The organism is Delftia sp. K82, from assembly GCF_002193035.1.
Taxonomy (GTDB): domain Bacteria; phylum Pseudomonadota; class Gammaproteobacteria; order Burkholderiales; family Burkholderiaceae_C; genus Comamonas; species Comamonas acidovorans.
Genome location: NZ_MYFL01000001.1, coordinates 184,598 through 208,225 on the forward strand (window position 1 = coordinate 184,598; position 23,628 = coordinate 208,225).

The 23,628-nt window shown below is 67.2% G+C and carries 21 protein-coding genes; 11 read left to right on the forward strand and 10 right to left on the reverse strand.

Annotated elements, in window-relative coordinates; genetic code table 11:
* Nucleotides 1-86: 86 nt before the first annotated feature.
* Nucleotides 87-1,025 (forward strand): CysB family HTH-type transcriptional regulator, encoded by a 939-nt coding sequence (locus KDK82_RS00815; RefSeq protein WP_013800726.1) that lies wholly within the window; start codon nucleotides 87-89, stop codon nucleotides 1,023-1,025.
* 20 nt (nucleotides 1,026-1,045) lie between these two features.
* On the opposite strand, the gene KDK82_RS00820 is transcribed toward KDK82_RS00815, so the two are convergent.
* The 6 genes from KDK82_RS00820 to metK all read right to left on the reverse strand — a co-directional run bounded on the left by KDK82_RS00820 (nucleotide 1,046) and on the right by metK (nucleotide 7,962).
* Complete coding sequence (locus KDK82_RS00820) at nucleotides 1,046-1,537, reverse strand: GNAT family N-acetyltransferase (RefSeq protein WP_088163752.1); 492 nt, start codon at nucleotides 1,535-1,537, stop codon at nucleotides 1,046-1,048.
* Nucleotides 1,538-1,609: 72 nt separating this feature from the next.
* Nucleotides 1,610-2,728, reverse strand: coding sequence for a bifunctional nicotinamide-nucleotide adenylyltransferase/Nudix hydroxylase (locus tag KDK82_RS00825; RefSeq protein WP_088163754.1), 1,119 nt, complete (start codon nucleotides 2,726-2,728; stop codon nucleotides 1,610-1,612).
* A 46-nt stretch (nucleotides 2,729-2,774) separates the two neighbouring features.
* The gene (locus tag KDK82_RS00830; RefSeq protein ID WP_043822172.1) at nucleotides 2,775-4,475 is read right to left on the reverse strand and encodes an NAD+ synthase; all 1,701 of its coding nucleotides are present in this window, start codon (nucleotides 4,473-4,475) and stop codon (nucleotides 2,775-2,777) included.
* A gap of 29 nt (nucleotides 4,476-4,504) precedes the next feature.
* Nucleotides 4,505-5,704: a nicotinate phosphoribosyltransferase gene (pncB, locus tag KDK82_RS00835; protein WP_012207404.1), complete on the reverse strand. Its 1,200-nt coding sequence runs from the start codon at nucleotides 5,702-5,704 to the stop codon at nucleotides 4,505-4,507.
* A gap of 56 nt (nucleotides 5,705-5,760) precedes the next feature.
* Complete coding sequence (locus KDK82_RS00840) at nucleotides 5,761-6,600, reverse strand: cysteine hydrolase (RefSeq protein ID WP_088163756.1); 840 nt, start codon at nucleotides 6,598-6,600, stop codon at nucleotides 5,761-5,763.
* A gap of 180 nt (nucleotides 6,601-6,780) precedes the next feature.
* Nucleotides 6,781-7,962 carry a methionine adenosyltransferase gene (metK, locus tag KDK82_RS00845; protein ID WP_012207402.1) on the reverse strand — a complete coding sequence of 394 codons (1,182 nt, stop codon included), beginning with the start codon at nucleotides 7,960-7,962 and terminating at the stop codon, nucleotides 6,781-6,783.
* A 136-nt stretch (nucleotides 7,963-8,098) separates the two neighbouring features.
* Between metK and KDK82_RS00850 the strand changes: the two genes are divergently transcribed.
* Together KDK82_RS00850 and KDK82_RS00855 are read left to right on the forward strand one after the other, a co-directional pair.
* Complete coding sequence (locus tag KDK82_RS00850) at nucleotides 8,099-8,950, forward strand: lysophospholipid acyltransferase family protein (protein ID WP_088163758.1); 852 nt, start codon at nucleotides 8,099-8,101, stop codon at nucleotides 8,948-8,950.
* Nucleotides 8,947-9,813 (forward strand): lysophospholipid acyltransferase family protein, encoded by an 867-nt coding sequence (locus KDK82_RS00855; protein WP_088163760.1) that lies wholly within the window; start codon nucleotides 8,947-8,949, stop codon nucleotides 9,811-9,813. Before KDK82_RS00850 ends, KDK82_RS00855 begins: the two co-directional genes overlap by 4 nt.
* Here KDK82_RS00855 and KDK82_RS00860 read toward each other — a convergent pair.
* The 3 genes from KDK82_RS00860 to zwf all read right to left on the reverse strand — a co-directional run bounded on the left by KDK82_RS00860 (nucleotide 9,807) and on the right by zwf (nucleotide 13,191).
* Nucleotides 9,807-10,718, reverse strand: a complete 912-nt coding sequence (locus tag KDK82_RS00860; RefSeq protein ID WP_088163762.1) for an alpha/beta fold hydrolase — start codon at nucleotides 10,716-10,718, stop codon at nucleotides 9,807-9,809. The genes KDK82_RS00855 and KDK82_RS00860 overlap by 7 nt on opposite strands.
* A 45-nt stretch (nucleotides 10,719-10,763) precedes the next feature.
* Nucleotides 10,764-11,516, reverse strand: coding sequence for a ribosome biogenesis GTP-binding protein YihA/YsxC (gene yihA, locus KDK82_RS00865; RefSeq protein WP_013800744.1), 753 nt, complete (start codon nucleotides 11,514-11,516; stop codon nucleotides 10,764-10,766).
* A 220-nt stretch (nucleotides 11,517-11,736) separates the two neighbouring features.
* Entirely contained in the window at nucleotides 11,737-13,191 is a 1,455-nt protein-coding gene (zwf, locus tag KDK82_RS00870; RefSeq protein WP_012207397.1) for a glucose-6-phosphate dehydrogenase, read from the reverse strand.
* 139 nt (nucleotides 13,192-13,330) lie between these two features.
* Here zwf and pgi point away from each other — a divergent pair, with 139 nt between their 5' ends.
* Complete coding sequence (gene pgi / locus KDK82_RS00875) at nucleotides 13,331-14,893, forward strand: glucose-6-phosphate isomerase (RefSeq protein ID WP_088163764.1); 1,563 nt, start codon at nucleotides 13,331-13,333, stop codon at nucleotides 14,891-14,893.
* Between the two features lie 35 nt (nucleotides 14,894-14,928).
* Here the strand turns inward: pgi and KDK82_RS00880 are convergent, their stop codons facing one another.
* The gene (locus KDK82_RS00880; protein ID WP_088163766.1) at nucleotides 14,929-15,831 is read right to left on the reverse strand and encodes an SMP-30/gluconolactonase/LRE family protein; all 903 of its coding nucleotides are present in this window, start codon (nucleotides 15,829-15,831) and stop codon (nucleotides 14,929-14,931) included.
* Nucleotides 15,832-16,071: 240 nt separating this feature from the next.
* On the opposite strand from KDK82_RS00880, the gene KDK82_RS00885 reads away from it, so the two are divergent.
* From KDK82_RS00885 to KDK82_RS00915, 7 genes are all read left to right on the forward strand, one after another.
* Entirely contained in the window at nucleotides 16,072-17,382 is a 1,311-nt protein-coding gene (locus tag KDK82_RS00885; RefSeq protein ID WP_088163768.1) for a sugar ABC transporter substrate-binding protein, read from the forward strand.
* Nucleotides 17,379-18,272: a carbohydrate ABC transporter permease gene (locus KDK82_RS00890; RefSeq protein ID WP_088163770.1), complete on the forward strand. Its 894-nt coding sequence runs from the start codon at nucleotides 17,379-17,381 to the stop codon at nucleotides 18,270-18,272. Before KDK82_RS00885 ends, KDK82_RS00890 begins: the two co-directional genes overlap by 4 nt.
* Nucleotides 18,273-18,279: 7 nt before the next feature.
* A complete protein-coding gene (locus KDK82_RS00895; protein WP_012207392.1) occupies nucleotides 18,280-19,098 on the forward strand; it encodes a carbohydrate ABC transporter permease in 819 nt (272 codons plus the stop codon).
* 45 nt (nucleotides 19,099-19,143) lie between these two features.
* Complete coding sequence (locus tag KDK82_RS00900) at nucleotides 19,144-20,202, forward strand: ABC transporter ATP-binding protein (RefSeq protein WP_088163772.1); 1,059 nt, start codon at nucleotides 19,144-19,146, stop codon at nucleotides 20,200-20,202.
* A 64-nt stretch (nucleotides 20,203-20,266) separates the two neighbouring features.
* Nucleotides 20,267-21,691 carry a D-arabinitol 4-dehydrogenase gene (gene dalD / locus KDK82_RS00905; RefSeq protein ID WP_088163774.1) on the forward strand — a complete coding sequence of 475 codons (1,425 nt, stop codon included), beginning with the start codon at nucleotides 20,267-20,269 and terminating at the stop codon, nucleotides 21,689-21,691.
* A gap of 5 nt (nucleotides 21,692-21,696) precedes the next feature.
* Entirely contained in the window at nucleotides 21,697-22,641 is a 945-nt protein-coding gene (locus KDK82_RS00910; protein WP_088163776.1) for a carbohydrate kinase, read from the forward strand.
* A 54-nt stretch (nucleotides 22,642-22,695) separates the two neighbouring features.
* Complete coding sequence (locus KDK82_RS00915) at nucleotides 22,696-23,628, forward strand: AraC family transcriptional regulator (RefSeq protein WP_088163778.1); 933 nt, start codon at nucleotides 22,696-22,698, stop codon at nucleotides 23,626-23,628.

Genomic DNA, 23,628 nt, shown 5'->3' on the forward strand with positions numbered 1-23,628 from the left:
GCCTCTCGCCGTTCCCCTCTCTCTTCCCTTCCTGCTTTTGCCTTCCACAGGCCCGGGCCGCACCGGCCCCGGGCGGAGCCTTGCCCATGAACTTCCAGCAACTGCGCTATGTGCGCGAAACCGTGCGCCGCGGCTACAGCCTGACCGAGGTGGCCCACACGCTGCACACTTCCCAGCCCGGCGTGAGCCGGCAGATCCGCGAGCTGGAGGAAGAACTGGGCGTGGAGATCTTCATCCGCGCAGGCAAGCGGCTGACCGGGCTGACGCCGCCCGGCGAGGCGCTGCTGCCCATCGTCGAGCGCCTGATGCTGGAGGCCGACAACCTGCGCCGCGTGGGCGCCGACTTCAGCGCCAGCGAGCAGGGCCGGCTGTCGATTGCCGCCACCCACTCCCAGGCCCGCTATGCGCTGCCCCATGTGGTGCGCGACTTCCGCCAGCGCTATCCGCAGGTGCGCCTGCACCTGCACCAGGGCTCGCCCGAGCAGGTGGCGCAGATGCTGCGCAGCGGCGAGGCCGACATCGGCGTGGCCACCGAGGCGCTGGCCGGCTATGAAGGCCTGGTCGCGCTGCCCTGCTACCGCTGGACGCATGGCGTGGTCGTGCCGCCCGGCCACCCGCTGCTGCAGTCGCAGCAGGCGCTGACGCTGGAGGCGCTTTCGCGCTTTCCCATCATCACCTACGAGCAGGGCTATACGGGCCGCGCCCACATCGACGAGGCCTTTGCGCGCGAGGGCCTGGAGCCGGACGTGGTGCTCACGGCCATGGACGCCGACGTGATCAAGACCTATGTGGAGCTGGACATGGGCGTGGGCATCGTCGCCTCGGTGGCGCTGGATGCCGAGCGCGACCAGGGCCTGCGCACGCTGGACGCCGGCCATCTGTTCGAGGTCAACACCACGCGGCTGGGCCTGCGCAAGGGCGCCTGGCTGCGCGGCTATGCCTATGCCTTCATCGAGACCTTCGTGCCCACGCTGACGCGCGAGGTGGTCGAGCAGGCCGTGCGCCAGGGCGTGGAGCCCGAGTAGGCAGACAAAGGGGGCCGGCCTCAGCCCGGCTCGCGCGCCATCTCCAGCAGGGTGTCGCCGGTCACGCGGTAGCGGATCCACTCGGTCTGGGGCAGGGCGCCCAGGCGGTCGTAGAACTCGATGGAGGGCAGGTTCCAGTCGAGCACGCTCCACTCGAATCGGCCGCAGTCCTTCTCGACGGCGATCTGCGCCAGGCGGCGCAGCAGCGCCGTGCCCGCGCCCAGGCCGCGCGCCTCGGGCGTGACGTAGAGGTCTTCGAGGTACAGGCCGTGGCGGCCCTGCCAGGTCGAGTAATTGAAGAAGTAGACCGCAAAGCCCACGGGCTGGTCGCCATGCAGGCAGATCAGGCCGAAGACGGCGGGGTTGTCGGCAAACAGGGTGCGCTTCACATGCTCTGGCGTGGCCAGTACTTCATGCTCGGCTTTTTCATAGACGGCGAGTTCGCGCACGAAGTGGACGATGAGCTCGGCGTCATCGGGGGTGGCGGGTCGGATTTGTAGGGTGGTAGTCATTCAATCGCGGGGGAACACGGGAAGCCCGGAAAAACGGTATTGCGGCGCAAGATGGCGCCGCAATCTCCGGTTTTAGCCGATTTTCACGCCCGTGTCCGCCAGGGGCTGTTGCACCGGAAGGGGCAGGAACTGGCGCAGGATCTGGAAATGGTCCTCGAAGAACGCGCTTTCCATGGCGGGCAGGTCGCAGACGGCCACCCAGCGCGCCAGTGCCGCATCGTCGCCGCCCTGCACGGGCGGCAGCGAGGGCAGCACGCCCAGATCCAGATAGTGCACATGGGTGATGGTGCGCCCGCGCAGGCTGCGGTCGGGGTGGTCGAAGACCTGCACGGACTGCAGGGCCGCCTGCAGGTCGGCCTCGCTGAGCGTGGAGCAGGTCTCCTCGCGCAACTCGCGCAGGCAGGACTGCCACAGCGTGTCGCGCGGCTCCAGGAAGCCGCCCGGCAGCGCCCACAGGCCCAGGCCCGGGGCATGGCCGCGGCGTATCAGCAGGATGTGGTCCTGTTGCGCGTCTTCGTGCGGCACACGGCAGCGCAGCAGCGCATCCACGGTCACGAAGACGGGTGGGTAGGGCGCCGCAGCCCAGGCCTTGCGGTACCGGGCCAGCATGCGCCATTCCTCGCACATCTGCGCATGGACGGGCGTGGTGGCCCATTGGCGCAGGAACTGCAGGGTGGCGGGTGGCACCTGGGCGGCCAGGGTCTCGAAGTCCACGCCGGATTCGCCGAAGTAGATGTCGCGCAGCGGCGTGGCGTCGAACTGGCCCAGGCGCGGCAGGCTGATCAGCTGCCAGCGCGGAAAGCGCGCCAGGTAGCCGCTGGTCGCGTCCTTGAAATGGCCGACCAGGGCCACGCTGGCGCCTTCGGGCACGCAGGACTGCACGGCCTGCTGCACGGCCTGTACCCACAGCGGCTCGTTGTAGTAGTCGCGCACGGGCACGCAGTGCAGGCGGGCCGCGTCGGCCGGCGGCAGCGCCTCGCGCAGCATCTGCGCGCGCTCCTGCCAGCTGAAGGGGTTCTTGGGATTGGGCGCCTGCCAGGCGCTGCCCAGCACGACGACGATCTGCTCGGCACGCTCCAGCGCCGCGCGCAGCAGTGCCATGTGGCCGTTGTGCAGCGGCTGGAAGCGCCCGATCAGCACGGCGGTGTGCACGCGCTCGCTGGTGGCCGGGGTTTCGGTGGGGGCGTCCATGGCAGCAGTCTCTTGCATAAACAGGCTCGGTGGCTTCACTCTGGCTTCATTCGTAGTGGGCGGCAATGGGCATCTGGCGCCCGGTACCGAAGGCGCGCGGGCGCACGCGCAGTATGGGCGGGGCCTGCCGGCGCTTGTACTCGCTGCGGAAGATCATGCGCTTGACGCGGTCAACCAGCTCGGCACCGCCGGGTTGGCCCAGCAGCTGGGTCACAAAGCGCTCGGCCGTGCCGTATTCGGCGGTGGACAGGTGCCGGCCCTCGATGGCGTATTTGAGGATTTCGTCCAGCACCGCATAGGGCGGCAGGCTGTCCTCGTCCTTCTGGTCGGGCGCCAGCTCGGCCGAGGGCGGCTTGTCGATGATGGCCTGGGGAATCAGCTCTCGGCCCGCACTGCGGTTGATGTGGCGCGACAGCTCGAAGACCTCGGTCTTGTAGAGATCGCCCAGCAGGCCCAGGCCGCCGTTGGTGTCGCCATACAGCGTGCAGTAGCCCACCGAGATCTCGGACTTGTTGCCCGTGGTCAGCAGCAGGTGGCCGAAGGCGTTGGAGTACTCCATCAGCGTGGTGCCGCGGATGCGTGCCTGCAGGTTCTCCAGCGGCAGGCCCTGCAGCGGCTGGCCGAAGCTGGCCTCGAACTGGCGCGCATAGCCGTCGACCAGTTCGCGGATCGGGTGCTCGTGCAGCGTGATGCCCAGGTTGCGGCACAGGATCACCGAGTCATCGACCGAGCCGCTCGACGAAAAGCGCGAGGGCATGGTGACGGCCACCACGTTGTCCGCGCCCAGGGCCTCGGCCGCCAGGGCCAGGGTCAGCGCGCTGTCGATGCCGCCCGAGCTGCCCACCACCGCGCGCGTGAAGCCGCAGCGGCGCGCATAGTCGCGCAGGCCCAGCACGATCTGGCGGCGGTAGAACTCCATGGTGGGCAGGCCTTCGGCCGTCACGCTCATGCAGGGCTGGCCGGCCGCGTCGAGGAAGCGCCCGTCGTCGAACTGCAGCGTGCGCAGGTCTTCGACAAAGCGCTCGGCCTCGAAGACCACGCCGCGCCCGGGCTCCACCGCGAACGAGGCGCCGTCGAACACGATCTGGTCCTGGCCGCCGATCTGGTTCACGTAGAGGATGGGCAGGCCGTGGCGCGTGGCCGCCTGGCCGAAGATCTCGTGGCGCTGCTCGCGCTTGCCCAGGTGGCTGGGGCTGGCGTTGATGCTGACCACCAGGTCGGGCGCGGCGTCGGCCATGCGCGCGAAGGGGTTGGTGGCGTAGTCGGCACCGGCGTCGTTCCAGCCGTCCTCGCACACCAGAAAGCCCACCTGGGCCTGGCCTATGCGCAGCACCTTGGCCGCGTCGGGACCGGGCTCGAAGTGGCGGCGCTCGTCGAAGATGTTGTAGGTGGGCAGCAGCTGCTTGTCGTAGCGCAGGCGCACGGCGCCGTCCTTGAGCACCAGCAGGCTGTTGTGCAGCGGCTTGCCCGGCCCGCTGGCGCGCGTGGGCGCGCCGATGACCCAGTGCAATTGCGGCCACTGGCGCGTGGCCTGCAGCAGCTGCTGCAAGCCTTGCTCCAGGCGCTCGCGAAAGGCGGGCTCGTCCAGCAGGTCGCCAGGGTAGTAGCCGCACAGCGACAGCTCGGGAAAGACCAGCAGGTCGGCCTGCTCGTGCGCGGCGCGGGCAGCGGCCTCGGCCATGCGGGCCACGTTGCCGGCGATGTCGCCGACGGTGGGGTTGAGTTGGGCAATGGTGATGCGCAGCATGAATGGAGCCTTGGCGGTGTCAGGCGGTGTCAGACGGCGACAGGCTGGGCCAGGCCGAAGACCTGGCGCAGATAGGCCAGATAGGTTTCGTCGTTGCACAGCGTCTTGCCCGGCGAGTCCGAGATCTTGGCCACGGGCTGGCCGTTGGCATGGGTGAGCTTCATCACGATGTTGATGGTCTCCAGCCCCATGTCGTTGGTCAGCCGCGTGCCGATGCCGAAGCCCAGCTGTATGCGGTCGGCAAAGCGCTGGTACAGGGCCAGGGCCGTGTCCAGGTCCAGGCCGTCGGAGAACACCAGGCGCTTGGCCTGCGGGTCTATGCGCAGCTTCTGGTAGTGGGCGATGGCCTTCTCGCCCCAGGCATACGGGTCGCCCGAGTCGTGCCGCAGCCCGTCGAAGAGCTTGGCGAAGTACATGTCGAAATCGGCCAGGAAGGCATCCATGCCCACGGTGTCGGTCAGGGCCACGCCCAGGTCGCCCCGGTACTCCTGCACCCAGTCCTCCAGCGCGGCGATCTGGAAGTCGCGCAGGCGCACGCCCTGGGCCTGGTAGCTCTGCAGGTACTCATGGGCCATGGTGCCGATGGGCACGATGCCGAAGTCGCGCGCCAGCAGCACGTTGGACGTTCCCTTGAACCACTGCGCCGTCTGCGTGGCAAAGGCCTGGACCACCTCGCGCTGCCAGGCGCCCGAGAAGCGCCGGCGTACGCCGAAGTCGAACAGCTCGAACGGGTTGCGCAGCCTGGCCTCGCAGGCCAGGTGGCGCAGGCGCTCGATCTTGCCGGCCAGGCGCCTGCGGCCTTCGGCCAGCGCCGCCTCGGCGTCGAAGCGCCGGAAATACAGCTCGTTGACGATGGCCAGCACATAGATCTCGAAGCCCATCACATGGACCTGGGGGCCCTTGGCCTCGATGTGCAGGGTGTCACCATCGGCCCAGGCACGGATGAAGGCGCGCTGGAACTGGAAGATGCGCAGAAAGTCGATGAAGTCGCTCTTCATGAAGCGCAGCCCGCCCAGGTAGGCCAGGTCTTCGGGCGTGAAGCGCAGCGCGCACAGGGCGTCCAGCTCGCGCTCCACCTCGGGCAGCAGCTCGGCCAGCGGGAAGGCCGTCTTCGTGCGGCAGACGAATTCGTATTCGGCTTCGGTCTGGGGATTGCGGTGCAGCATGGCCTGCCACATCGTGAATTTGTAGAGATCGGTGTCGAGCAGGCTGGTGATGATGGGAGCCATGGTGCGATGCTGGGGAAACAGGAAAGGGGGCTGCGCGCGGGAAGGCGGTCCGGCCTCTACAGGTGGAGTTCTTGGCTGGAGGCCAGCCGCAATCCGCGGGCCTGCATGGCTGCCAGGAAATCATGGTGCGCAGACTCGAAGCCCGGCACCGGGCTCATGGCGTCATGCATCAGCACGATGCGCTCAGGATGGGGAAGGTGCTCGACCAGATGCTCGACCGTGGAGCGCACGCAGTGGCTGCTCGCCTCGCCCGCAACCACCAGTATGTCTGCCTGGCCCAGCCGCTCCAGCAAGGCCGTATTCAGCAAGGTCGCCGGATCGGCAGGGTCCGGCACCTCGGCCAGCAGCGCGCTGTAATGCTCGGTCCAGGGATTGAGCCCCTTGAAAACGTTGTACACGGCGCGCTGGCGCTGCTGCTGCCAGTCGCCACAGGCCGCCAGCACATCGGCATGGATACCGTGGCCCCAGCTGCCCACTTCGCAGTGCACGGGCCAGACCATCAGCGTGTAGCGGCTGTTGGCTTCGAGTGCATCCAGATAGTCCAGGCTGCGCTGCAATGCCCCGCTGTTGCGGGGCCGGAACACGCCGGACCGCACCTGTGCCGCCGTAATCGCGGTGAAAGGCACCACATCGCCGCCGTCACCGCTATCGCCGCCATTGCCCTGTTGCCAGAAAGCCGGATGGGCGATGTCGTAGCGCTGGTGCGAGTCCAGCGTCACCGTGATGGCGTCCACCTTCGCCCCCTCGCGCCGTATCCAACCGGCAAGCCGCTGCATGTCGGCATGGGCGCCCGCCACGGGCAGGCTGGGATGTTGCCCGCCAGGACACCAGTCGTCAGGCAGATCGCAGAAGTCGTTCTGGGGGTCTATGACCAGGAGCTGGGTGGTGGAGAGCATGGGCTTGGCGCTGTGCGTCGGAGGGTGAAGTGAAACGCTTACCAGGGTCCAAGTGTAGTGAGCTAAGGCTGTCCGCCAGAGCGAAGAGGCCAGGACCCGGGTGCCAGCAAGGGACACCTCACGCAAAAAGCCCCATGAAGGCGGGGCCTGCATGGGGCTTGTCGGTGGCGAGGGGCGTCTTTACAGGCCGGCAGCCGCGCGCAGCACGGCTGCCTTGTCCGTCCGCTCCCAGGTGAACTCGGGCTCTTCACGGCCGAAGTGGCCGTAGGCGGCGGTCTTGCTGTAGATGGGGCGCAGCAGGTCCAGCATCTGGATGATGCCCTTGGGACGCAGGTCAAAGTGGGCGGCCACCAGCTTGGCGATCTCGGCGTCGGGGATGACGCCCGTGCCTTCGGTGTAGACCGTGATGTTCATCGGGCGTGCCACGCCGATGGCGTAGGCCACCTGGATCTGGCACTGGCGTGCCAGGCCGGCAGCCACGATGTTCTTGGCCACGTAGCGCGCGGCGTAGGCGGCGCTGCGGTCCACCTTGGTCGGGTCCTTGCCGCTGAAGGCGCCGCCACCATGGGGGCAGGCACCGCCGTAGGTGTCAACGATGATCTTGCGGCCGGTCAGGCCGCAATCGCCCTGGGGGCCGCCGACAACGAAGCGACCCGTGGGGTTGATCAGGTACTTGGTGTCCTGCAGCCACTCGGAGGGCAGCACGGGCTTGATGATTTCCTCGATGATGGCTTCGGTGAAGCTGGCTTTCATCTTGGTGGCGGTTTCCGACTGGTCGGGGCTGTGCTGGGTGGACAGCACCACGGTGTCGATGCTGTGGGGCTTGCCGTCCACGTAGCGCATGGTCACCTGGCTCTTGGCGTCGGGGCGCAGGAAGGGCAGGCGGCCGTCCTTGCGCAGCTGGGCCTGGCGCTCGACGAGGCGGTGCGCGTAGTAGATGGGCGCGGGCATCAGCTCGGGCGTCTCGTCGCAGGCGTAGCCGAACATCAGGCCCTGGTCGCCGGCGCCGGTGTTGAGCTCGTCATCGCTGGCCTTGTCCACGCCCTGGGCGATGTCCTGGCTTTGCTTGTCGTAGGCCACGAGCACGGCACAGCCCTTGTAGTCGATGCCGTAGTCGGTGTTGTCGTAGCCGATGCGCTTGATGGTGTCGCGTGCGACCTGGATGTAGTCGACGTTTGCGCCGGTGGTGATCTCACCTGCCAAAACCACCAGGCCCGTGTTGGTCAGCGTCTCGGCCGCCACGCGGCTGTACGGGTCTTGGGCGAAAATGGCGTCCAGGATCGCGTCAGAGATCTGGTCAGCCACCTTGTCCGGATGGCCTTCAGAGACGGATTCCGAGGTGAAAAGAAAGTCGTTCGCCATATGAATAAACTCCTTGGTTGCAGCTTTTTTGCTGGGCGCTGCCCAAGCTGCAGGAGCTCTGGCGAACGCTTTAGCAGAAATTGTTTAACGTCGCTCTGCAAGTTGCTCAGTTAACTCAGCGACACCCATCATTTTAATGCCATCCCTGTTCCGACTGTTTGCTGCACTGCCTTTGTGGCTATTGCACCCCCTTGGCGCGCTCATGGGCTGGGTGGCGTTCGCCGCTTCGGCCACGTACCGGCGCCGCTTTCTGGCCAACGCCCGGCAGGCCGGCTACGGCCTCGGCGCCGTGGCGCCGGCCGTGGGGCATGCGGGGCGCATGGTGGCGGAGCTGCCGCGCATGTGGATGGGCAGGCAGCCGAGCTGCGAGATGCACAACGAGGAATGCGTGCGCCGGGCCTACGCTGCCGGGCGCGGCATCATCTTTCTGACGCCCCACCTGGGCTGCTTCGAGCTGTCGGTGCAGCAGGCGGCGCGGCAATGGTCGGCCGAGCATGGCGAGATCACCATTCTCTACCGCCCCGCGCGCCAGCCCTGGCTGGCCCGCGTCATGGAGACGGCGCGCAACCGCCCCGGCGTGCAGGCCGTGCCGACCACGCTGGCCGGCGTGCGACAGATGATCAAGGCGCTGCGCAAGGGCACGGCCGTGGGGCTGCTGCCCGACCAGGTTCCGCCCGAGAGGCAGGGCGTCTGGTCGCCGTTCTTCGGCCGTGATGCCTATACGATGACGCTGGCGGCGCGCCTGGCGTTGCAGACGGGGGCCGCGGTGATCGTGGCCCGTTGTGAGCGCTTGTCCTGGGGGCGGGGCTATGCGCTGTATCTTGAGGAGTTGCCCGTGCCCTTGTCCGAGAATCTGGAAGCTGCGGTGCAGCAGATCAACGAGGCGATGGAACACACCATCCGCCAATGCCCGCAGCAGTACCTGTGGGGCTATGCGCGCTACAAGCAGCCGCGCCGTGAAGCAGCTGCCGGCGAGGTGGGTGCATGAGCGGGCGCATCGGCGTATGGCTGATGCGGTCGCTGGCTTGGATGCCGCTGCCGTGGCTGCGGGGGCTGGGTGCGTTTCTGGGGCGTGTGCTGTTTGTGCTGGCGGCTCCGCGCCGCAAGGTGGCGCTGCGCAATCTGGAACTGTGCTTTCCCGAGCTGACCGAGGCGCAGCGCGTGGAGCTGGCGCGCAGCAACTTCATCGTCTTTTGCCAGACCTGGCTGGACCGCAGCTGGCTGTGGGCCGCGCCGCGCGAGGTGGTGGCCGAGCGCGTGAAGCTGCAGGGCGCCGTGCATGAGCTCGATGGCGATACGCCCACCATCCTGTTCGCGCCGCATTTCTACAGCATGGATGCGGGTGGCCTGGCGCTGCCGCTGCACACCACGCGGCCCTTCACCTCGATCTTCTCCACCCATCCGGACCCGGCGGTCGATGAGTGGTTCATGTCGGGGCGCCAGCGCTTTGGCGACGTGCGCATGCTCAACCGCGCCGACGGGGTCAAGCCCATCATCTCCAGCCTGCGCAAGGGCGGGCTGCTGTACCTTTTGCCCGACATGGACTTCGGCCGCAACGACTCGGTCTTCGTGCCCTTCTTCGGCGTGAACGCGGCCACCATCCCCTCGCTGTCGCGCTTTGCACGCCTGGGCCGGGCCAAGGTGCTGGGTATGTATACGCGCATGACGCCCACGGGCTACGTGGCCGAGATCACGCCGGCCTGGACGGACTTTCCCACCGACGATGCCGAGGCCGACACGGCACGCATGAACCGCGAGTTGGAAGCGGCGATTCGCACCATGCCCGACCAGTACTACTGGGTGCACAGGCGCTTCAAGACCCGGCCCGAGGGCGAGCCTTCGGTCTACTGAACGGGGCAGGACAGGAACTGCTCCAGCGCTTGCCGCACCGCATCGGGCTGCTCGTGCACGACCCAGTGCGAAGTGCCTGCCAGGTGCTGCACCGTCAGGCGCGGCACCCACGGCTCCAGGCCTTCGACCAAGGCAGGCTGCAGCGCCGGGTCGCTGTCGCCCCAGAGCACATGCGTGGGCACGCCGATGTCCAGCATCTCGGGCGGCAGCCTCAGGTTGCGCAGTGCGTCGGCTGAGGCCGGATCTTCGGGCCGGGGCGGCACCAGGGGACTGGCGCCGTAGTAGTGGCAGGAGCCTTGCACGCCCAGGTCCCAGTGCTCGCGGTAGCGCTGCTGCAGCTGCGGCGTGAGCCAGCCGGGCAACTCGCCCTGCGGTGTGCGGAAAAATCCCAGCATGCGCTGCCAGTTGTTGTCGGCCAGCAGGGCGGGTGCGTCGGGGCGGCGCAGGAAATGCATGTACTGGCTTGCGGCCTGCTGCACGGGGTTGTCCAGCAACTCGCGCAGAAAGGCGCCTGGATGCGGGGCGTTGAGGATCATCAGCCGCTGCATCAGCCCGGGATGGCGATTGGCCAGGCCCCAGGCCAGTGCACCGCCCCAGTCGTGGGCGATCACGCAGGCTGCGGGTGCGCCAGGGCTTTCGATGGCGATCAGCGCCGCCAGATCCTGCAGCAGGTGCTTGGCCTTGTACTGCTCCACGCCGGCCGGCTGGCTGGAATGGCCAAAGCCCCGCAGATCGGGGGCGACGCAACGCCATTGCGTGCCGAACTGCTCCAGCATGCCTTCCCAGATGAAGCTGCCTTCGGGAAAGCCGTGCAGGAACAGCAGCAGCGGCCGGCCGGGTTCGCCGCTGACGCGGCAGTGCAGATGGATGCCGTGAGGCAGCTCACGAATGCAGGTGGTCACCATGTTGCGCTCCTTGCGGGGCGCTGGCTACACGAGCGCCTCCGGGCGCTAATCTTGGGGGCTGTCGCTCTCGCCGGGCGTCGCGGCTGCGACGTCCGCCTGCGGTGCAGCGGCTGCCGGCTGGGCCAGCCCTTCGGGATGGCTCCAGTGCCACAGCAGCTGGGCCACCTCATCCACACCCTGCTTCTTGAGCGCGGAGAACATGCGCACCTCGCCACCGCCGGCATTGAGCCGCGTGATGGACAGCACCTTGGCCTGCTCGGCGCGCGTGAGCTTGTCGGCCTTGGTCAGCAGCACGAGGAACTTCAGGCCCTCCTGCACGCGCGGGCGCAGGGCATCGAGCAAGGCTTCGTCGAGTTCGGTCAGGCCCAGTCGCGGATCGCACAGCAGCACGATGCCCGTCAGGCTCTCGCGGCTGACCAGGTAGTTCAGCATCACGCGCTGCCAGCGCTGCTTGTCCGTGCGCGACACGGCGGCGTAGCCGTAGCCGGGCAGATCGGCCAGCACGGCGTCGGTCACGCCCTGCTTGCCCAGGGAGAACAGGTTGATGTGCTGCGTGCGGCCGGGCTTCTTCGAGGCGAAGGCCAGCTGCTTTTGCTGCGTCAGCGTGTTGATGCAGGTGGACTTGCCGGCATTGGAGCGGCCCACGAACGCGATCTCGGGCACATCGACCTTGGGAAGATGGTGCAGTTGCGCAGCCGTCGTCAAAAAGCGTGTCGTGTGCATCCATCCCATGGCGAGCTTGGGATCGATCAGGGAGGAAGTGGGGGCGGCATCGGCAGCCGGCGCAGCAGGATTCATGGTGTGGTCAGTCTCTCGGGGCCTCATTGTAGGTTCCCCCATGATTCAGCGTTTCTCACGGGCCATATGCCAACTGCGTGGCGCCATATGCAGGCGCGGCGTATGAAACTGTCGCGGCCCACCCCAGGGACACCGAGGAAGGGCCGCCCCGCACCGAGGGTGTCGTCCCCCTCCCGCGCAGCGAGAGAGGGGGAAGGTGCGCAGCGCCTCAGGGGGAGCCTCAAACCTCCTCGCTCCAACAAAACCCATCCCGCGCAATCATGGCGCTGGCCGCGCTGGGCCCCCAACTGCCAGCCGCATAGCCGCGCGGCCCCGAGAGATCGTTGCGCCAGTGCTGCAGTATGGGTTCCACCCAGCGCCAGGCCTGTTCCTGCTCGTCGCTGCGCACGAACAGGTTCAGCCGCCCGGCGATCACGTCCAGCAGCAGGCGCTCGTAGGCGCCCACGCGCTTGGCGCCGAAGCGCTGGTCGAAGTCCAGGTTCAGGTGCACGGGAGCCAGCGAAGGCTCGGCCTGCTGCTGGGTGGCGCCCTGGGCCAGCAGGTGCAGCTCCAGGCCGTCCTTGGGTTGCAGGTTGATGACCAGGCGGTTGGCTTCGGACAGGGGCGAGCGGAAGATGGGATGGGGCACGGGCCGGAAGTTCACGACGATGCGCGCATCCCGTCCTGCCAGCCGCTTGCCGGTGCGGATGTAGAAGGGCACGCCGGCCCAGCGCCAGTTGCAGATCTCGGTGCGCAGGGCGACGAAGGTCTCGGTCTGGCTGCCGGCCGCCACGCCTTTCTCTTGCTGGTAGGCGGGCACGGGCTGGCCCTGGCTGGCGCCGGCCAGGTACTGGCCGCGCACCACGTGCTGGCTCAGGGTTTCCGGCGTCCAGGGCTTGAGCGACTGCAGCACCTTGAGCTTTTCGTCGCGGATGGCGTGGGCCGAGGCGTTGATCGGCGGCTCCATGCCGATGGCGCACAGCAGTTGCAGGGCATGGTTTTGCACCATGTCGCGCAGCGCGCCGGTCTGGTCGTAGAAGGCGCCACGGCTTTCCACGCCCAGTTCCTCGGCAATGGTGATCTGGATGTTGGCAATGGTCTCGCGCCGCCACAGTGGCTCGAACAGGGCGTTGCCGAAGCGCAGGGCCAGCAGGTTCTGGACCGAGGGCTTGCCCAGGTAGTGGTCTATGCGAAACACCTGCTCTTCGCGCAGGACCTTGCGCAGCGTGGCGTTGATGGCCTGGTTGGAGGCCAGGTCGTGGCCCAGCGGCTTTTCCAGCACCACGCGCGTCTGCGGGCCATTCAGGCCCACGGCGGCGATCTGCTCGCAGACCGTGGTGAACAGGCTGGGCGCAGTGGCCAGGTACATCACCACCGTCTCGGCGCCGCGCGTGTTCAGCGCCGTGGCCAGGCGCTCGTAGTCGGCGGGTTGCGACAGGTCCATGCGCAGGTAGTGCAGCAGGGCCGCGAAACGCGAGAACTCCTCTGGACTGGGGCGCTTGGACAGTTCCACCTTTTCGAAGCGACCCTGGATGAGCGCGCGGTACTGGTCGTCACTCAGATCATCGCGACCCACGCACAGGATGCGTCCCCCCTCGGGGAGGGTGCCGTGGCGGAACGCCTGGAACAGCGCGGGCATGAGCTTGCGCCATGCGAGATCACCCGTGCCACCGAACAAAACCAGATCGAAACCCATGCTGTCTCCACAAGTTGGTGTGTCTATTTTTGGTAACTTGGTTACCAAAATTTTGAAGAATCGGATAAATTATAGGAAGGTATTGAGATTTTGTTCCAGAGATGTGTTGTTGATTTGGTAATCAGATTACTTTCATCCCATGCTGTCCGTCATTCCCCAGCCCCCGCGCTGCGACCATGCCACTGTCTGGCCTGCGCTGCACCACCATGCCTTGGCCCTGCGCAAGGGCTTCGATCTGCGCCACGCCTTTGCCGATGATCTCGGCCGGTTCGCGCACTTCAGCCAGGAGGCGCCACACTGTTTTGCAGACCTGTCCAAGAACCTCTGGGATGCCCCGGCCGAGGCGCTGCTGTTGCGTCTGGCGCGCGAGTGCGCAGTGGAGCAGCAGCGCGATGCCATGTTCGCCGGCGAGCACGTCAACGGCAGCGAGGGCCGCGCCGTGCTGCACGCGCTGCTGCGCTGCCCGCGCGGCGAGTCGCCGCCGGGCCTGGCATGGGCCCTGGCCCAGGTGCACGAAACGCTGGATGCCATGCTGGCCTATGCCGAGCGCGTGAGGGCCGATGCCGGCATCACCGATGTGGTGTGCATGGGGATCGGCGGATCGGGCCTGGGGCCGCAGATGGCCGTGCAGGCGTTGCAGGGGATGTGCGACGCACGGCGGCGCATGCACTTCGTCTCCAACGTGGATGGGCATGAGCTGCAATCGGTGCTCGATGGGCTGCAGCCGCGCAGCACGCTGTTCATCGTGGCCTCCAAGGTCTTCAACACGCAGGAGACGCTGACCAATGCGCGCAGTGCGCTGCAATGGTTCCATGCGCAGGGCGGTGAAGATGTGGCGCGGCATTTCGTGGCGCTGACCACCAATGCCTCGGCGGCTGCGCAGATGGGCATCACCACCACTTTCGGCTTCTGGGACTGGGTGGGCGGGCGCTATTCGCTGTGGTCGGCGATCGGGCTGCCCGTGGCCCTCGCCGTGGGAGCAGCGGCATTCCGCGACCTGCTGGCCGGCGCGCATGCCATGGACCGCCACTTCCGCACGGCACCGCTGCAGGCCAACCTGCCCGTGCGCCTGGGCCTGCTCGATGTCTGGAACCGCAATCTGCTGGGCTTTGCCAGCCGCTGCATTGCGCCCTACCACGCAGGCCTGCGGCGCCTGCCGGCCTATCTGCAGCAACTGGAGATGGAGAGCAATGGCAAGCGCGTGGACCGCCAGGGCCGGCCGCTGGCGCTGGGCTCAGCCCCCGTGCTCTGGGGCGAGCCGGGTACGGATGGGCAGCATGCCTTCTTCCAGATGCTGCACCAGGGGACGGACATCGTGCCGCTGGAGATCATCGCCGTGCAGCGGCCGTCGCACGGCCTGCAGGGCCACCATGAGCAACTGCTGGCCAACGCCCTGGCCCAGGCCCAGGCCTTGATGCAGGGGCGTTCCTGCGATGATGGCCATCGCCACTTCCCGGGCAACCGGCCCAGTACCTTCGTACTGCTGGATGCGCTCACGCCGGCGGCGCTGGGTGCGCTGATCGCCTTGCAGGAGCACCGCGTGTTCGTGGCGGGCGCGCTGTGGGGCCTCAACAGCTTCGACCAGTGGGGGGTGGAACTGGGCAAGCTGCTGGCGCGCGACCTGCAGCAGCGCCTGGCCAGCGGGGATGTGGCGGAGCTCGATGCATCGACCGCAGGACTGCTGCAGCGCATGCGGGCCTGACGCCCCTGGCAACACGTTGCCGGGGCTGTGCAGGCTCAGGCTTCGCGGAAGCTGTTCACCGGCAGGCCCGGCACATCGACACGGCACTCCATCAGCGCGCCGGCAGGCACCTGCGCCGATCGCTCCGGAGCTGGCCGGCCGTGTCCGGCCGAGGTGATGTACAGCGTGCGCAGGTCCTCCCCCCCAAAGCAGACCATGGTGGGGCAGCGCACGGGCGTGTCCAGGCGCTGCAGCACATCGCCCTCGGGACTCAGTTGCAGCACGCAGCCGCCTTCGTACATGGCCACCCAGTAGTTGCCCCGGACGTCGACGCTGGCGCCGTCGGGGCGGCCGCCATAGAGCCTGCCCTCGGCCTTGGGGGCGAAGGCCTTCCACAGAGAGCGCGTGCCCAGCGTGCCGGAGTCCAGGTCGAAGGCAAAGCGGTCTATGCGGTGGGCTGGCGTGTCTGCCCAGTACATCCAGGCGTCATCGGGGCTGAAGGCCAGGCCGTTGGCCGTGGTGCAGTCGCCTGCCATGCGCTGAACGGCGTAGCCTCCGGCGCCGTCCGCGCGAAGGCACCACAGCGCGGCATCGGGCGCCGTCTTGGGCGAGAACAGTGACCCCGCCCACAGCCGCCCGGCGCGGTCGCAGCGCCCGTCGTTGAGCCGCAGCTGCTGCGGATCATGGTCCAGGCGGGCGATCATTTCGGTGTGTCCCGTGGCGGTGTCCAGCAGGCCGAAGTCATCGCGCAGCCCCACCACGATGCGGCCCCGGTCCGTGGGAGCGCAGCAGCCCGGTTCGCTGGGCGTGGCCCAGCTGCGGTGCAGGCCTGTGGCGGGCTCCCAGGAATGGATGTGCCGGTCCTGGATATCGCACCAGTAGAGCCGGTGTTGCTGCGGGTGCCAGAAGGGGGACTCGCCGAGTGCACTCGGTGGAACAGGGATGCGCTGCACGGCCATGGTCTGCCTCGGAGATGCGGATGAACGGAATTCTAGGAGGTAGGGATGCGCCGCAGCAGCGGCAAATGGTTTGATGCATCGGCTAAGGGATATCACCGGCTTGGCTGCGCATAAAAGTATCGAAAGGCGCATCTGTCGTACCAGTCCGGGCACGAGGCCGTCGCCACAATGCCTCATCCGCAGCCGGGATGGGAGGCGCGGTGATCCAGCATTCGAAGACCAGGGAACAAGGAGACAAAAATGCACAGCTTGCTCAAGGCCAGCCTCACATTGGCCATGGCCACTGCCGCAGTGGGCGCACTCGCCGGCACCGAACTCGTGATCGCCACCGTGAACAACGGCCACATGATCGAGATGCAAAAGCTCACCCCCCGGTTCGAGAAGGCCCACCCCGACATCACGCTCAAATGGGTGACGCTGGAAGAAGGCGTGCTGCGCCAGCGCGTGACCACCGACATCGCCACCAAGGGCGGCCAGTTCGATGTGATGACCGTTGGCATCTACGAGGTGCCGATCTGGTCGAAGAAGGGCTGGCTGCAGCCCATTGCCACCGATGCCGCCTATGACGCGGCCGATCTGCTGCCCACCATCCGCGAAGGCCTGTCCTACGAAGGCAAGCTCTATGCCTCGCCCTTCTATGGCGAAGGCTCCATGCTCATGTACCGCAAGGACCTGGCCGACAAGGCGGGTTTTCAGATGCCCGACAAGCCCACCTGGGAGCAGGTCCGGGAGTTCGCCTCCAAGGTCCACGATCCCAAGGCCGGGGTCTACGGCATCTGCCTGCGCGGCAAGCCGGGCTGGGGGGACAACATGGCCCTGATCACCACCATGGCCAATACCTTCGGCGGCCAATGGTTCGACATGCAGTGGAAGCCGCAGATCGACACACCCGCCTGGAAGAAGGCCGTGGGGTTCTATGTGGACCTGATGAAGGCCTATGGCCCCCCGGGCGCCTCGGCCAACAGCTTCAATGAAAACCTGGCGCTGTTCAACGAGGGCAAGTGCGGCGCCTGGGTGGATGCGAGCATCGCCGCCTCCTTCGTGAGCGACCCCAAGCAATCCAAGGTGGCCGACAAGGTGGCCTATGCGGCCGCACCCATGGCCAGCACGCCCAAGGGATCGACCTGGCTGTGGACCTGGAACCTGGCCATTCCCTCCAGCTCGAAGAAGGCCGATGCGGCCCAGGTCTTCGTGAAGTGGGCCACCTCCAGGGAGTATGTGCAGTTGGTCGCGCAGGAGCACGGCTGGCGTGCCGTGCCCACAGGAACGCGCCAGTCCACCTATGCCAATGCCGAGTTCCAGAAGGTGGCGGGCTTTGCCGCAGCCGAGAAGCGGGCCATCGACAGCGTGAGCCTGACCGATGCGACCGAGCCCAAGTCGCCCTATGCCGGCGTGCAGTACGTCGCGATTCCAGAGTTCCAGGCCATTGGCATTGCCGTGGGCCAGCAGATGAGCGCTGCGCTGTCGGGCAAGGTCACGGTGGAGCAGGCGCTCAGTACCTCGCAGACGCTGGCCGAACGCGAGATGAGGAAAAGCGGCTACTACAAATGAGGGCCGATAGGACTCCCGACAGGGCGGCGTCCGCCAGGCGCCTGCTGCCCCGCGCCCTGATGGCGCCCGCCGTGGCCGTGCTGCTGTGCTGGATGCTCGTGCCCTTGTTGATGACGATTTATTTCTCGCTCGTCAACTACAACCTCATGCAGCCGGGCGAGCACCGCTTCGCCGGCTGGGACAACTACGCCTTCTTCGTCACCGACCCGGACTTCCTGCCCGCCGTGTGGAACACGCTGAACTTCCTGGCCAGCCTGGTGCTGATCACCCTGGTGCTGGGCGTGCTGATCGCTTTGCTGATCAACGAGCCGTTTCCGGGGCGTGGCGTCGTGCGGGTGCTGCTGATCTCGCCGTTCTTCGTGATGCCCACGGTCAATGCGCTGCTGTGGAAACACATGATGATGAACCCGATCTATGGCGTGCTGGCCAGCCTGTGGAGGGCCGTCGGACTGCAGCCCGTGGACTGGCTCACCGAGATGCCGCTGCTGTCCGTCATCGTCATGGTGTCCTGGCAATGGCTGCCCTTCGCCTGCCTGATCTTCATCACCTCGCTGCAGTCGCTGGACCGCGAGCAGATGGAGGCGGCACGCATGGATGGCGCCAACGCCCTGCAGCGCTTTTACTACCTCACGCTGCCCCATCTGGCGCGGCCCATGGCGGTGGTGGTGATGATCGAGATGATCTTCCTGCTCAGCGTGTTCGCCGAGATCGCCATCACCACGGCGGGCGGGCCCGGCAACGAGAGCACCAACCTGACCTACCTGATCTACAAGCAGTCGCTGATGAACTTCGACGTGGGCGTGGCCTCGGCCGGTGCACTGTTTGCCGTGGTGCTGGCCAACATCGTCTCCCTCTTCCTGATCCGCATCGTGGGCAAGAGCCTGGACTGAGGGCATGATGAAAACAAGTTCCTCCACCCTGGTGCGCGCCGCTGCGGCATGGGCCGTTGCACTGCTGCTGTTCTTTCCGCTGGCCTGGCTGTTCCTGACGGCCTTCAAGACGGAACTGCAGGCCATTGCCGTGCCGCCGCTGTTCGTGTTCGAGCCCACGCTGGCCAACTTCGGCGAAGTGCAGCAGCGCAGCGACTACCTGCTGTATGCGCGCAATTCGCTGATCACCAGCCTGGCCTCGACCCTGATCGGCCTGGCCATCGCCGTGCCTGCTGCCTACTCCATGGCGTTCTTCCGCAGCCGCCACACGCGCGACGTGCTCATGTGGATGCTCTCGACCAAGATGATGCCGGCCGTGGGGGCCCTGCTGCCCATCTATGTGCTGGCGCAAGGGGCGGGCTTGCTGGATTCGCTCACCGTGCTGGTCATCGTCTTCACGCTGTCCAACCTGCCCATCATGGTCTGGATGCTCTACAGCGCGCTCAAGGACATCCCCAACGAGATCCTGGAAGCGGCGCGCATGGATGGCGCAGGCCTGTGGGCCGAGTTCCGCCATGTGGTGCTGCCGCTGGCTGTGGGCGGCATTGCCTCCACCGGGCTGCTGTGCCTGGTGCTGAGCTGGAACGAGGCCTTCTGGTCGCTGAACCTGAGCAGCGCCCGGGCCGGCACGCTGGCCACGCTGATCGCCTCGTATGCCAGCCCCGAAGGGCTGTTCTGGGCCAAGCTCTCGGCCGCTTCGCTGATCGCCATCGCCCCCATCGTGGTGTTCGGCTGGTTCAGCCAGAAGCAACTGGTGCAGGGCATGACCTTTGGCGCCGTCAAGTAGCCGTCCGGCATCCATTTCGCGGCTTTGCGCTGCACAAGGAAAACCATGGCCTATCTGCAACTTCAGGACATACGCAAGCGCTTCGGAGAGGCGCAGATCATCCGCGGCGTGGACCTCGCCATCGAGCGCGGCGAGTTCATCGTCTTCGTCGGGCCTTCGGGCTGCGGCAAGTCCACGCTGCTGCGCCTGATCGCCGGGCTGGAGAGCATCACTTCGGGGCAGTTGCTGCTCGACGGGCGCGACATCACGCATGCGCCATCGGGCGAGCGCGACCTGGCAATGGTGTTCCAGAGCTATGCGCTGTATCCGCACATGAGCGTGTACGACAACATGTCCTTCGCGCTGCGCCTGGCCGGCGTGCCGAAAGAGGAGATACGCCGAAAGGTCGGGCAGGCGGCCGAGACGCTCAACCTCACGCCCTATCTGGAACGCAAGCCGCGCGACCTGTCGGGCGGCCAGCGTCAGCGCGTGGCCATAGGCCGGGCCATCGTGCGTGCGCCCAAGGTGTTCCTGTTCGACGAGCCGCTGTCCAACCTCGATGCGGCGCTGCGCGGCAACACGCGGGTGGAAATCCACAAGCTGCACAAGGCGCTGGGCGCCACCACCATCTATGTCACCCATGACCAGGTCGAGGCCATGACCCTGGCCGACCGCGTGGTGGTGTTGCGCGATGGCTGCATCGAACAGGTGGGCGCGCCCCTGGCGCTCTACGACCATCCGGCCAACCAGTTCGTTGCGCAGTTCATCGGCATGCCATCGATGAACCTGATCGCCGCCGGGGCATTGCCCGTATTCTCCGGGGCCACGCAGGGCCGCCTGCCCGCCGACGGCACGCTGGGCATACGCCCCGAGGCCTTGCGCGTGGCCAGAGCGCAGGTCGCAACCGATGCCGTTACACAGAGACAGGTCATGGGCCGCGTGGACCTGATCGAGGCCTTGGGCGCCGACACGCTGATCCATGTCAGCGTGGGCGGTGCGCAGCTCATCGCGCGCCAGGCCGAGCGCACGCCACTGGCCGTGGGCGACGCGGTGTCCGTCGCGCTGGACACCGGCTGCGCACTGCACCTGTTCGACCGCCAGGGACGCACGCTGGCAGGCGCCTGAGCGCTTCGCTCCGAGAGGCTGCCCGGAGCAGTCATCCTTTCTTCCTCATCTCCCTCTGGTCACCATGAACGCGATTGTTCCGCATCTTTCCAGACCTACGGTGCTACACCTGGGTCTGGGTTCCTTTCACCGTGCGCACCAGGCCGCTTACCAACAGCGGCTGATCGATGCAGGGGACACGCAATGGGAGCTGGTGGGGGCCAACCTGCGCTCCGACATGGCGCAGACGCTGGAGGCGCTGGCGCGCCAGGGAGGGGCTTACACACTGGAGACGATTTCGCCTGGCGGATCGGTGCGCTACCAACGCATCGAGGCCCTGCGCGAAGTGATCCCCCATGCGCCCGGGCTGGCCGCCGTGATCGCGCGCGGAGCCAGCCCCTGCACACGTGTCATCTCCCTCACCGTGACCGAGGCTGGCTACTACCTCGATGGCAGCGGCGTGCTGGACACCGGCAGCCCGGAGCTTGCGGCCGACATCGGCCGCATGCGCCAGGGGCAGGTCGGAGAGACGATCTATGGCGTGCTGTGCGCCATCCTGCAGTTGCGCCGCTGTGCACATGCCGGCCCGGTCACACTGCTGAGCTGCGACAACCTGCGCCACAACGGCGATCGCCTGCTGGCCGGCCTGCTGGCCTTCATGCAACTGGTGCAACTGCAGGAACTGGCCGAGTGGGCAGGGCACAACATCAGCTGCCCGAATGCCATGGTCGACCGCATCACCCCGCGCCCGCCGCCGGAGCTGCGCGAGCGCGTGCAGGCCGCGACGGGCTGGGACGATGCGGCCGCCGTGACGGCCGAAAGCTTTTCACAGTGGGTGATAGAGGACCGCTTCGTCGCAGGCCGTCCGCCCTGGGAGCGCGTGGGCGTGGAGATGGTGTCTTCCGTGGCCCCCTACGAGGAGGCCAAGATCCGCATCCTCAACGCCAGCCACAGCTGCATTGCCTGGGCCGGCACGCTGGCGGGCCTGCGCTTCATCCACGAAGGCAGTGCCGTGCCGGCGATACGCCAGCTGGCATGGGACTATGTGACGCAGGACGTGATTCCCTGCCTTGCAACACCCGGCAAGGCATCGGCCCTGGACCTGCCGGCCTACCGCGACACCGTGCTTGAACGCTTCGGCAACCCTGCGATACGCGACACCAACCAGCGCGTGGCGGCCGACGGCTTTGCCAAGATCCCGGGCTTCATCGCGCCCACGGTGCGCGAGCGCATCGCGCAGGGCGCGTCCATGGATGCCGTGGCCATGCTGCCGGCGCTGTTCCTGGTTTTTCTGCAGCGCTGGCACCATGACACACTGCCCTATGCCTACCAGGATCAGGCCATGGACCCCGCAGTGGCACACGCCATCTGCGCCGCCACCGACCCCGTGGCCGCGCTGTGTGCCGAAGTGCCCTTGTGGGGTGAGGCCGCGGGCCATCCGCATCTGGTGGAGGCGGTCCGCCGTGCCACAGACCGTGTCCATGCTTTTGTCCAACAGGCAGCGAGGTAGAACGCATGCGCATAGCCATCGCGGGCGAAGCCCTGATCGATTTCACCGCCACGGGCGGCCTGGCCTTCCAGGGCCATGAAGGAGGCGCGCCCGCCAACTGCGCCGTGGCCGCCGCGCGGCTCGGGCAGGCCACGGGCTTTGTCTCGCAACTGTCGCGCGATCTCTTCGGCGAGCGCCTTTTCGCGCACCTGCAGGGCAACGGCGTGGACATGCGCCTGGTGCAGCGCTGCGATGCGCCCAGCACGCTGGCCTTTGTCGAGCATGCGCAAGGCACCAACCGCTATGCCTTCTATACGCAGGCAACGGCGGACACGCTGTGGGCACCTGCCGAGCTGCCCGAGTTGCCGCCCGAATGCCGCTATCTGCAGTTCGGCTCCATCGCATTGCTGCACACCCCTGTCGGGCCGCGCATCCTGGACCTGGTGGCGGCTGAGCGCGGGCGGCGCATCATCGTCTTCGACCCGAACGTGCGGCCCACGCTGATCCGCGATGCCCAGGCCTTCCGGCGCGACTGCCTGGGCTGGCTGGCCCAGGCAGACCTGGTCAAGCTCAGCGATGAGGACCTGGCCTTTATCGCGCCCGGCATTCCGGCGCTGGAGGCCGCCGCGCGCTGGCTGGCGCTGGGTCCCCGGGCCGTGGTGCTCACGCGCGGAGCGGCCGGCGCGACCTTGCTGCGTGCAGGACAGGCGCCTTTGTCGGTGCAGCCGCCGGCCGTGCAACTGGTGGATACCATCGGCGCGGGCGACACCTTTGGCGCGGCGCTGTCGGTTGCGCTACTGGAGCAGGGTGTCGAGCAGCCGGACCAGTTGCAGGAACTGCCCGAGAGCGCGTGGCGCCAGGTGCTGCGCTTTGCCGCAACGGCCGCAGCGCTCAACTGCACGCGCGCCGGTGCCCAGCCGCCCCGGCGCGCGGAACTCGATGCCGCGCTGGCAGCCCATTGCGGTGGATAGCCGCCGCTGGTGATACTGTTTGCCCATGGCCTCTCCAGAAACCGTCACGCCGCCATGACCAGCCCACGCCGCCGCACACCCCGCCAGCGTCACCCTGAACTGGAGCGCGATTTCGTGCGAACGCCCGCGCTGGGCTATGAGGATATGGAGGGCAGCGGCCTGGTGCGCTGCCTGGCACATGGTTTCCCAAGCCCCCTGGTGCGCTGGCATTTCCATGAGGAGTACGAGCTGCACCTCATCACCGACACCTCGGGCCGCGCCTTCGTGGGAGACTGGATAGGACCCTTCGAGCCCGGCCACCTCGTGCTGTGCGGCCCGCGCCTGCCGCACAACTGGATCTCGTTCGATGCTCCCGATGGGGGCTCGCCTGCACGCGATTACGTGATTCTTTTCAACCACGACCCCATCGCCCGTGCGGCCGAGCAGATCCCGGAGATGCGCGAGGTACTTCAACTGCTGGACCGTGCGCGCCATGGCATCGAGTTCTTCGGCTTGGCGCAGACGGCACGCGCGCACTGGGATGCGGTCAGGCGTGCGCGCGGAATGCGCCGCTTCACGGCCTTTTGCGCGCTGCTGTCCGATCTGGCCGAGTGCACCGATTACCGGCTGCTGTCAGCCGTGCAGATGCAGGGCGCCCAGGGCGAGGCTCAGGTGGATCAGATCAACGAGGTGGTCAACCGCATCATGGCGCGCGTGAGCGAGCCGCTGAGCCTGGCCGACGTGGCGGCCGAGCTGGGCATGAGCGAGAGCCGCTTCAGCCGCTTTTTCCGCCGGGCCACAGGCAACAGCTTCACCGACTTCGTCAGCCGGGTACGCATCAACAGCGCATGCCACCTGCTCATGCAGACCGACAGCTTCATCGCCGACATCTGCTACCAGGTGGGCTTCAACAACGTGGCCAACTTCAACAGGCGCTTCCTGGAGATCAAGGGCATGACGCCCTCGGAGTTCCGCCGCCAGGCGGACAGCCGCTTCGGCGCGGGTTGA